The organism is Virgibacillus sp. GM2-2 (assembly GCF_055329585.1).
In genome coordinates, this window is sequence record NZ_JBUZWC010000141.1 from 1 (window position 1) to 245 (window position 245).

The following is a 245-nucleotide window of genomic DNA, read 5'->3' on the forward strand; positions in this document are numbered from 1 at the left end:
ATGGCAGCGTTTGGATGACCAGGGCCGGAACCGCAGTTGGCAGGTCGAACGAAACCGCTCAGTCGCCCTCGTCGGCACCGTCAGGATAAAGCAGATGGGGCTTGCGGCGGAAGGGCCAGCCGCCATCTGCGTACTTCTCGACGAGCTCATCGACGACGGTGCGGGATGCGCGTTCATCGAAACCCTGCCGAACAAGCATCTCGATGACGAGAGACCGAAAGGCTTCCAGCGCGTCGTGGCTCCCT

General features: G+C 62.4%; 1 protein-coding gene. It reads right to left on the reverse strand.

The window, feature by feature from the left end; all coding sequences use genetic code 11:
* Positions 1 to 58 precede the first annotated feature (58 nt).
* On the reverse strand, positions 59 to 245 hold a 187-nt coding region (locus tag ACY9Z2_RS19290), incomplete at its 5' end, for a hypothetical protein (protein ID WP_463611293.1).